Annotated in this window: 7 protein-coding genes and 1 pseudogene; 7 read left to right on the forward strand and 1 reads right to left on the reverse strand. The window is 33.7% G+C overall.

Annotated features, from left to right (window positions below; all coding sequences use genetic code 11):
• Window positions 1-48 precede the first annotated feature (48 nt).
• From bpSLO_RS06985 to bpSLO_RS07015, 7 genes and pseudogenes are all read left to right on the forward strand, one after another.
• Window positions 49-1104 (forward strand): variable large family protein, encoded by a 1056-nt coding sequence (locus bpSLO_RS06985; RefSeq protein ID WP_246990140.1) that lies wholly within the window; start codon window positions 49-51, stop codon window positions 1102-1104.
• A 110-nt stretch (window positions 1105-1214) separates the two neighbouring features.
• A pseudogene (locus bpSLO_RS06990) lies at window positions 1215-2207 on the forward strand (variable large family protein); the annotation flags it as partial.
• Between the two features lie 132 nt (window positions 2208-2339).
• Window positions 2340-3422, forward strand: coding sequence for a variable large family protein (locus bpSLO_RS06995; protein ID WP_246990148.1), 1083 nt, complete (start codon window positions 2340-2342; stop codon window positions 3420-3422).
• A 294-nt stretch (window positions 3423-3716) separates the two neighbouring features.
• Window positions 3717-4478, forward strand: a complete 762-nt coding sequence (gene bdr, locus bpSLO_RS07000; RefSeq protein WP_025407687.1) for a Bdr family repetitive protein — start codon at window positions 3717-3719, stop codon at window positions 4476-4478.
• Window positions 4479-4644: 166 nt separating this feature from the next.
• Window positions 4645-5697, forward strand: a complete 1053-nt coding sequence (locus bpSLO_RS07005; RefSeq protein WP_432432502.1) for a variable large family protein — start codon at window positions 4645-4647, stop codon at window positions 5695-5697.
• Between the two features lie 120 nt (window positions 5698-5817).
• A complete protein-coding gene (locus bpSLO_RS07010; protein WP_246990149.1) occupies window positions 5818-6897 on the forward strand; it encodes a variable large family protein in 1080 nt (359 codons plus the stop codon).
• 125 nt (window positions 6898-7022) lie between these two features.
• Window positions 7023-8075: a variable large family protein gene (locus bpSLO_RS07015; protein ID WP_246990142.1), complete on the forward strand. Its 1053-nt coding sequence runs from the start codon at window positions 7023-7025 to the stop codon at window positions 8073-8075.
• Between the two features lie 274 nt (window positions 8076-8349).
• On the opposite strand, the gene bpSLO_RS07020 is transcribed toward bpSLO_RS07015, so the two are convergent.
• Window positions 8350-9111, reverse strand: coding sequence for a hypothetical protein (locus tag bpSLO_RS07020; protein ID WP_083253466.1), 762 nt, complete (start codon window positions 9109-9111; stop codon window positions 8350-8352).
• Between the last annotated feature and the right edge of the window lie 232 nt (window positions 9112-9343).

The following is a 9343-nucleotide window of genomic DNA, read 5'->3' on the forward strand; positions in this document are numbered from 1 at the left end:
AACCTTTCTCTTTCTGAGAACCGTTTTCCTTTTATTTATATTATATTAATGACTTTATTTTTACTTCTTAGCTGTGGCAGTGGTCAACAGGCTGCAAACTCAGGTAATCCTGGAACAGCAGGAGGAGAGCAACAAGGGGTGGGGAGTTTAAGTTCAGTGCTAATGGAGGTAGGTAGGAGTGCTGAGAATGCTTTTTATTCTTTTTTAGAGTTACTCTCAGATACATTAGGTTTTACTGCTAAATCAACTACAAAGAAAGAAGATGTGGGAGGTTATTTTAACAGCTTAGGTGCGAAGCTTGGAGACGCATCAGAAGAGTTAGAACAAGTAGCAGTTAAGGCAACAGCAGATCTTGAGAAAGGCGATGCATCTAAAAATCCTATTAGAGTAGCTATTGATACAGCTAAGACTACTTTAAGCATATTAAAAGGCCATTTAGAGTCTTTAGGTCAAGTAGGCGATACTAATGTAGTAGGTTATGCAAATAATGTTCAGGGTACAGGAACAGCGCCAGACGATGCTCAGTTAAAAGAAATGTTTAGGGCATTGAAAGGAATAGTGGAAATAGCAACAGATGTAGGTGTTAAAGCATTACAAGCAGGAGCTACAACATTGACAGTAAATGGAGTAGATAATAAGGATGGTGCTAAGATATTAGCTACAAGCGGTGGTAATCCATCAGCAACTGATGCAGGTAAAGCTGCAATAATATTAGCAGCAGTAAGTGGTGAGGAGATATTAGACTCAATAGTTAGAGCAGGAGAAAGTGATGCAGCGTTAACAGCGAATGCAGATGAAAATACAACTTCATTGAAATTTGCTAAAGGAGGATCAGATGCTCACCTATCAAATAGTGCTAATCCAAAAGCAGCAGCGGTAGCAGGAGGGATAGCATTACGTTCATTGGTTAAGACAGGTAAACTAGGAGCTGGAGCAGCAGCTAATAATGCAGGAGGAGAGAAAGAAGTACAAGACATAGGAATCACTGCAGTAAATAAGCTGTTAGTAGCAGTGGAGGATATAATTAAAAAGACAGTAAAGAATGTTCTTAAAACAGCAAAAGAAAAAATAGATGAGGTAAGATCTCCAAAAACAGCAGAGTAATAAATAATACAGATATTTAGAATTAAATTATTAAGTAATTAGAGTAGAAGGCAATCTTAGTTTTATATCTAAGATGCCTTCTATATTGTTGTAATTAACTTTAAGAAGTTAAATTGGCTGCTGAATCTAAAATTTCTTTCTTAGATTCATTAGTTAAGATAGGTCATGGGTTTTACGAGGTTTTTGGTATTTTTGGTAATGCTATTGGTGATGCTTTGGGTTTTACAGCAGTTAAATCGGGTGACAAGAGAAGTAAAGTTGGTGAACACTTTAAGAAAATAAAAAAAGGTTTAGGTGATACTAAGGATAAGTTAAATGAGCTATCAAATAAAATATCTGAATCAAAGAATGCTAATACCAGCACAATTGAAGCTGTTAAGGGTATAATTAGCAGTTCTAATGATATCTTTGATAAATTAATTGGTGCCCTAACTAATTTGGCCGGTGTAACTAAGGATGATTCTCTGCTTGGCGATATTTCTAATGCTGCTGCAGTTGCTGCTGATGCAAATGACGTTAAGACTATTATTGAAAATGTAAATTCAATTATTGATGTAGCAGATAAGTCTGGAATAGAAATCAAGTCTGGAGAGGCTGGTAATGCTGTAGAAAAGGGTGATGATAAAGCAGGCGCAGTAATTGTTGGTAAAGATAATAATGCTCCTGCTGCTAATGCTGGTCCTGTTCTAGCAGCTGAGGTTGCTAAGGCCGACCCATGGGCTATGATTAACAAGATTAAGAATGCTAAGGTTACTGATGCTGCTAATACTGATGAAAATAATGATGCTGGTACACTAGCTACTAAATTACCTAATGCTGCGAATAAGAATGGTGCGCTTACTAATGCCGACCTAGCAGCTGCTGTTGCTCTTAAGGCTATGACTAAGTCTGGTAAATTTAGTGCTGCTGGTGATGTTGAAGCAGTTAAAGCTGCTGCTGTATCTGCTGTAAATAAGGTACTGGGAATACTTGACTTAATAATTAGGAAAACAGTAGCAAGTAATCTAAATAAGATAAGAGAAGCTGTTAAAGGGATACAGTACTCTGAAACTACTGCTGAATCAACTGAAGCTAGTACTACTCAACCTGCTGCTACTAAATAAATTATCTAATTAAATAATCTACTAAATAAAGTCATTTTAGGAAAACTCTTCTCTTCATAAGAATTGTTTTCCTTTTACCTATATCTTGCCCCTCTCTTGCCTTCCTGAGTTGAGTAAAAAATGAGGCACGTGATAATGAAAAGAATTACTTTTTGTGCATTATTAATGACTTTATTTTTACTTCTTAGTTGTGGTAGTGGGAGTGCTAAGACTGAAGATCCTAAAACCACTTTCTTAACTTCTATTGCTAATTTAGGTAAAGGGTTCTTAGATGTTTTTACTTCCCTTTCTGATATGATCACTGGTGCTTTTGGCATTAAAGCAGATACTAAAAAATCTGATATTGGTCAGTATTTCACTGATATTGAGACAACTATGAACACAGTTAAAAAGAAATTACAAACGGAAGTTGCTAATAATGGAAATTACTCAAAGGTTAAATCAGTTGTTGATCACTTTATAACTAATACATTAGATAAAATTGCAGAAGGAGCTAAGAAAGCTGCTAGTGGGGCTACAACTGATGCTGCTATTGGTGAAGTTGTGAAATCTGATGCTGGTACTAGCGTTGACGCTACAAGTGTCAATGCTCTTGTTAAAGGAATTAAGACTATTATTGATGTGTTTTTAAAAGATGGTGATGGACAAGCAGATAAAACTGATCCTGTTGCTAATGATAAAAGGGATATTGGGAAACTATTTGGGGGTAAGAATAGTGATGCTAATGGTGGTGCTGAGGATAAACATGTAGCCGCTGCTAGTGCCTCTATTGGAGCAGTAACTGGGGCTGACATCCTAAAAGCTATTGCTTCTGCTAATGCTGATGCTACTAAAGATGGGGCAGTTAAGGATGCTACGGATGTAGCTGCTTTGGCTTTAGCTAAGGGTACTTCTACTGATAATGATGATCAACTTGGGGATTCAGCAAGAAAGGATGCAGTAATAGCAGCAGGAATAGCACTGAGAGCAATGGCTAAGGATGGTAAATTTATTGTTAAAGATACTGCTGCTAAGAAGACAGAAGCTGAAGCAGCTAAGGGAGCAGCAGCAAGTGCTGTTGGTAAGACTTTAAGTACTCTAATAATAGCAATAAGAAATACTGTTGATAGTGGGTTAAAAACAATAAGTGAAGCACTAGCTGCCGTTAAACAAGAAGATAAATCTGTAGAAGTTACTAACACAGTAGAAGCAACAGCTAGTGGACAACAACAATAAATAATTATCAATAAAACATAACTAAATAAAGTCATTTGAGGAAAACTATTTCTCTTCATGAGATTCTTTTTCCTTTTTTACTATCTGTAATAATACTCAGGTCTAAATAGTATTGATAGCTATCCTTTAACAACAGATTGATGGTAAGATTTCATTTCAGCTTTTTGATAAACTAAAAAAAATAGACTAAATACTTTATTTTAGATTTAGGGACCCTTTTAAATCACATTTTACTAAAATAAGGTTCCTATAACAGTTAAAATATTATATAATAATTACATAAGGAGTGTTTTTATGGGACTTGCTCAACCAGTTATTACTCAACAAATGGTTATAGCAGAACTTACTAAAGCTGGTATAAATAGAGATATTGCTATTGATTTATCTTACAGATATTATAAAAATGAGCTTACACACAAGGATATTGAGTATTTAGAGACTACTTTGAACCTTAAGCTTGAAAAAGTTGAAGCTCTATTACAAGCTGAGATTAAATCAAGCAAAACTGATCTGGATACTAAAATTGATACTAAATTCAATGAACTTGATACCAAGATTGATACAGTTAGAAGTGAATTAAAATCTGACATTAAAGACCTTGATACCAAAATCGATTCTGTTGAGAGTAATCTTAATACTAAGATTGATACAGTGAGAAGTGAATTAAAATCTGACATTAAAGACTTGGATACCAAAATCGATTCTGTTGAGAGTAATCTTAATACTAAGATTGATACAGTTAGAAGTGAATTAAAATCTGACATTAAAGACTTGGATACCAAAATCGATTCTGTTGAGAATAATCTTAATACTAAGATTGATACAGTGAGAAGTGAATTAAAATCTGACATTAAAGACCTTGATAATAAGATTGATACTAAATTCAATGAACTTGATAATAAGATTGATACTAAATTCAATGAACTTGATAATAAGATTGATGTTAACAAAATGGAACTTAAAAGTACATTAAGACTTCATGGTTGGATGTTTGGTACCCTTATTACCCTTAATATAGGAATATTTTTAGCATTAATGTCATTATTAGTAAAGTAAATTTATTTAATTATCCCTCTTATTTATTTGGCTACATAATATTAGTTATTTTCTTATCAAAATTATTTAATTGCTTGTTAGGGACAATTAAATAAAATTAATTGTTATATCACAAGAAGGACAAGTTAAAGCATTTCCCCTTGAGTAAAAAATGAGGCACGTGATAATGAAAAGAATTACTTTAAGTGCATTATTAATGACTTTATTTTTACTTATGAGTTGTGGAGCTGGTAGTACTAATGCTGAGGATCCTCAGAGTAGATTCTTGAAATCTCTTATTAGTTTAGGTAATGACTTCTTAGATGTTTTCACTTCTTTTACTGATATGGTTGGAGGGGTTTTAGGGTTTAATACTAATACTAAAAAGTCTGATGTTGGAGCTTACTTTAAAACTGTTCAGGATACTGTACAAGGCACTAAGGATAAGCTTAATAAAATTGTTGCTGACATGAAATCTGATAATAATCCTAATGCAGAGGCTACTGATACCGCTGTAAAAGCTCTAATTACTAATACTCTTGATAAGATAATCCAGGGGGCTAAGACTGCTAGTGAGGCTATTGGTACTACAGGTGATGACCTACTTGGTAATGTTGCTGCTCACGCAGCTCCTGCAGGTGCTAAAGGTGAAACTGAAAATTTAATAAAAGGCATTAAATCGATTGTAGATGTGGTTCTTAAAGAAGGAAGTGCTGATTCGGGTGATGATAAAAAGGCTGAAGATGGTTCTACTACAAGAACCGGTGGCAATGCTACTGACAATGAAGCAGGAAAGTTATTTGCTTCTGCTAATGCAGGGGCTGCAGATGCTGCAAAAAAATCAGCTGCTGATGCTGCTAAGGCTGTTGGTGCTGTAACTGGTTCTGACATTTTACAAGCTATCGTTAAAGATAATGGTGATGCTGCTAAATTAGCAACTGCTCAAAATGCTGCTAATGCTGCTAAAAAAGATGCCGAAGTAGCAGGGGCTATAGCCTTAAGAGCTATGGCTAAAGGCGGTAAATTTACTGGTCCTAGTGCTGATGATCAAGGGGGTGTTGCTCCTATCGTTAAAGGTGCAGCTGTAAGTGCAGTTACTAAGGCTTTAGATGCATTAACAATAGCAATAAGAGATACTATTGATACAGGACTTAAAACTGTTAAAGATGCTATAAATATTAATACTACTGATACTCCTGTGACCACTGATAATACAACCTCTGAAGCTAAAAACCAATAATCAGAATTAATAACAATATATATAATTAAATAAAGTCATTTGAGGAAAACTATTTCTCTCTTTATGAGAATTGTTTTCCTTTTATTTATATTTGTCCCCTGGTTAATAAGGAGGCACGTGATAATGAAAAGAATTACTTTTTGTGCGTTATTAATGACTTTATTTTTACTTCTTAGTTGTGGGAGTGGTAGTACTAAGACGGAAGATCCTAAGACCTTATTCTTAACTTCTATTGCTAATTTGGGTAAAGGTTTCTTAGATGTTTTTACTTCCCTTTCTGATATGGTTTCTGGTGCCTTTGGCATTAAAGCAGATACTAAGAAATCTGACATTGGTAAGTATTTCACTGATATTGCTGACACTATGACATCTGTTAAAAAGAAGTTGCAAGCAGAAGTTGCTAAGAATGGAAATTACTCAAAGGTTAAATCAGTTGTTGATACATTTATCACTAACACATTAGACAAGATCGCAGAAGGAGCTAAGAAAGCTGCTAGTGGGGCTACAACTGATGCTGCTATTGGTGAAGTTGTGAAATCTGATGCTGGTACTAGCGTTGACGCTACAAGTGTCAATGCTCTTGTTAAAGGAATTAAGACTATTGTTGATGTGTTTTTAAAAGAAGGTGATGGACAAGCAGATAAAACGGATCCTGTTGATGCTGATAAGAAAGATATTGGTAAGTTATTTGGGGCTAAAAATGAGGCTGATAAAGGTGCTGAAGAGAAACATGTAGCTGCTGCTGGTGCATCAATTGGGGCTGTAACTGGGGCTGATATCCTAAAAGCTATTGCTGCTTCTAATGCTGATGCTAAGAAAGATGGTAAAGTTAAGGATGCTACGGATGCAGCTTCTCTGGCTTTAGCTAAGGGTACTTCTACTGATAATGATGATCAACTTGGAGATGCAGCAAAGAAAGATGCAGTTATTGCTGCTGGTATCGCACTGAGAGCAATGGCTAAGGATGGTAAATTTATTGTTAAAGATACAGCTGCTAAGAAGACAGAAGCTGAAGCAGCTAAGGGAGCAGCTGCTAGTGCTGTTGGTAAGACTTTAAGTACTCTTATAATAGCAATAAGAAATACTGTTGATAGTGGTTTAAAGACAATAAGTGATTCTCTTGCTACAGTTACACAAGAAGATAAGTCTGCAGATTCTACTACACCTGCAGAAGCAGCAACTGGTGGACAACAACAATAAATAATTATTAATAAAACATACATAACTAAATAAAGTCATTTGAGGAAAACTCTTCTCTCTTCATGAGAACCGTTTTCCTTTTGTTTATGTCTAGCTCCCTTGAGTAAAAAAGGAGGCACGTGATAATGAAAAGAATTACTTTTTGTGCATTATTAATGACTTTATTTTTACTTTTTGGTTGTGGCAGTGGACAACAGGCTGCAAACTCAGGTAGTCCTGGAACAGCAGGAGGCGATAAACAAGGCGTTGGAAGTTTAAGTGAAGTAATTGCAAGCTCAAGACAATTATTTTTGGATGCTTTTGTTTCTTTTGGAAATTTACTAAAAGAAGCATTTGGTCTTACTGCAGATACAACTAAAAAAGCAGTAGGAGAACGATTGGGTAAGGTTGGTGATGCAGTGAAAATAGCTAAAGATAAGTTAGAAGAGCTAAAGGGAAATGAGCAGTTTAATTTAATAAAAGATAAAGCTGAAAGTACAATTAATAAGGCAATTGATACTTTGGGAAAGATAGTTGAAGGAAAAAATAAAATTAAGGAAGCCTCAAAGGATGCTGGTGGTAAAATTGCTAATGCTACTGCTGATGGTGAGGATGCAGCACCAGCAAATACAGCAAGCGTTAAGGGTCTTGTTGAAGGGATTAGTATGATCTATGAGGCAGCAAAGGAAGTTGGTGTTGATCTAAAAGGAAATGCTAATAAGCAGATTGAGGATTCTAAAGAAGTTGGAAATTTATTTAATGCTACTGCTAATGTTACTGATGCCAAGGCACTAAGCGGAGCTAGTAAAGCAGTAATTGCAGCTAGTGGTGCAGATATATTAGCAGCAATTGAAGCAGTTAAGGATACAAGTAAACCTGCTGGCCAAATTACTGCTGCAACAAATGCTTTTGAAATTGCAATTGCTAATAAGAGTAACGGGAATGCTACTCATGTTCAAACAAATGCATCAGCAATAGCAGCAGGTTTAGCATTGAGAGCAATGGCTAAAGATGGTAAATTGGCAACCAAGGCTAATGATGCACCAAAAGAAGGAATAAATGCAGTATTAATAGGAGTAGTTGGTAAAACTGTAAATGAGATAGTATCTATTGTAAGAAGAACAGTTGATAAATGTTTAAAAGATGTTGATGATTGCATAAAAGAAGATTCCAGTAGTGTAGTAAAACCTACAAATTAATATAGTGTGGTTATTCATTGGAATAAGTTTTTACAAGCAGGAATTCCTGCTTTTTTATCTAAATACTCAGTATCTTTAGTGATACTGAGTATGAAGTTAGTTTTTACTAATTGATATTAAGCTAGGGGGTCGAAAAAATTTTTTTAGGTTTTCATTACAATAGTACAAGCAATATATTATTATCAATTTGTACATAGTTGCTGCTGAGTGAACAAATTTATTTTCTTTTATGTATTTTTTTTAAAGAGATGTCACAAAAATGTACAATGTATAATTACAAAAATATATGAGATAATAGTAGTTTTTGCAATCTATTAGTAGATTTATAAGGTATACCAAGTTGTTTGAGGTGTAGATTAATATAAGATTTGAGGGTATGTAGGTTTTTGTTTGATGTTTGATCAAGGAAGAAAGATTCAACCAGAGAAGCAATAGTAGAGAGAGTTTTATTAGTATGGTTTTTAAATAGATCTAGGTTATTTTTATTAAGTTTTAGTCTGTTAAAAGACTTAATATAGTTTATTTTTTCGTATAAGTCTAGTATACAAGGTTGATTATCTAATAGGATATTGAGATGAGTATTATTGTAATAGATATTATTGAAGGTAATTTTAGACTTAGCAATCAAAGAGTAGATAGAAATTATATGTTTTGTAGTGATAGAGAAGTTGAATATATTTTTAGCGATGTAGTTAATTTTGTATGCATGAATAGAAGATAAAATATTTTTATTTAAATTTTTAATAATGGAAGTAGCAATAACATTGGGTTCGAGTAAAGAATATTGTTGAAACTGTAGACCATTACTTAATGTATAAGTAATAATATTGTTATTAAAAGTATAAAATATTTTGATAAAAGGATCTTTTAGATGTGTTAAAGGTATGCCGGAAGCCATAATAATGCCGAGTAAATTGTGAATAGTGCTAGAAGAGAGAATAAGATAATTACTAATGAGAATAAATTCATCAGGATTAATTTTATGAATAGGGATATAAGGTATATTATTAGTAAATAAATTTTTTAGAGAGAACATATATATATAAATATAATACTATTAATCTAGCAAAGAGGGAGGTAACTATATATTTTTTAAAGCAACTATTGAGTTTTTTATGCAAACTATTAATTTTGTATAAAAAGGTAAATTAAACTTATGAGTTTTTTGTGTAAACTATTAATTTTTAGTAGCAAACTTATGAGTTATATGTGGAAACTTATGAGTTATATAAATGGATAAACATTCTATACTATTAACAAATTATAAT

The sequence above is a fragment of the Borrelia parkeri genome, assembly GCF_023035815.1.
Taxonomy (GTDB): Bacteria; Spirochaetota; Spirochaetia; order Borreliales; family Borreliaceae; genus Borrelia; species Borrelia parkeri.

Coding starts and splice junctions, on each gene's coding strand:
- bpSLO_RS06985 (WP_246990140.1), top strand. CDS start 49: ATGACTTTATTTTTACTTCTTAGCTGTGGCAGTGGTCAACAGGCTGCA.
- bpSLO_RS07005 (WP_432432502.1), top strand. CDS start 4,645: ATGAAAAGAATTACTTTAAGTGCATTATTAATGACTTTATTTTTACTT.
- bpSLO_RS07020 (WP_083253466.1), bottom strand. CDS start 9,111: ATGTTCTCTCTAAAAAATTTATTTACTAATAATATACCTTATATCCCT.
- bdr (WP_025407687.1), top strand. CDS start 3,717: ATGGGACTTGCTCAACCAGTTATTACTCAACAAATGGTTATAGCAGAA.
- bpSLO_RS07015 (WP_246990142.1), top strand. CDS start 7,023: ATGAAAAGAATTACTTTTTGTGCATTATTAATGACTTTATTTTTACTT.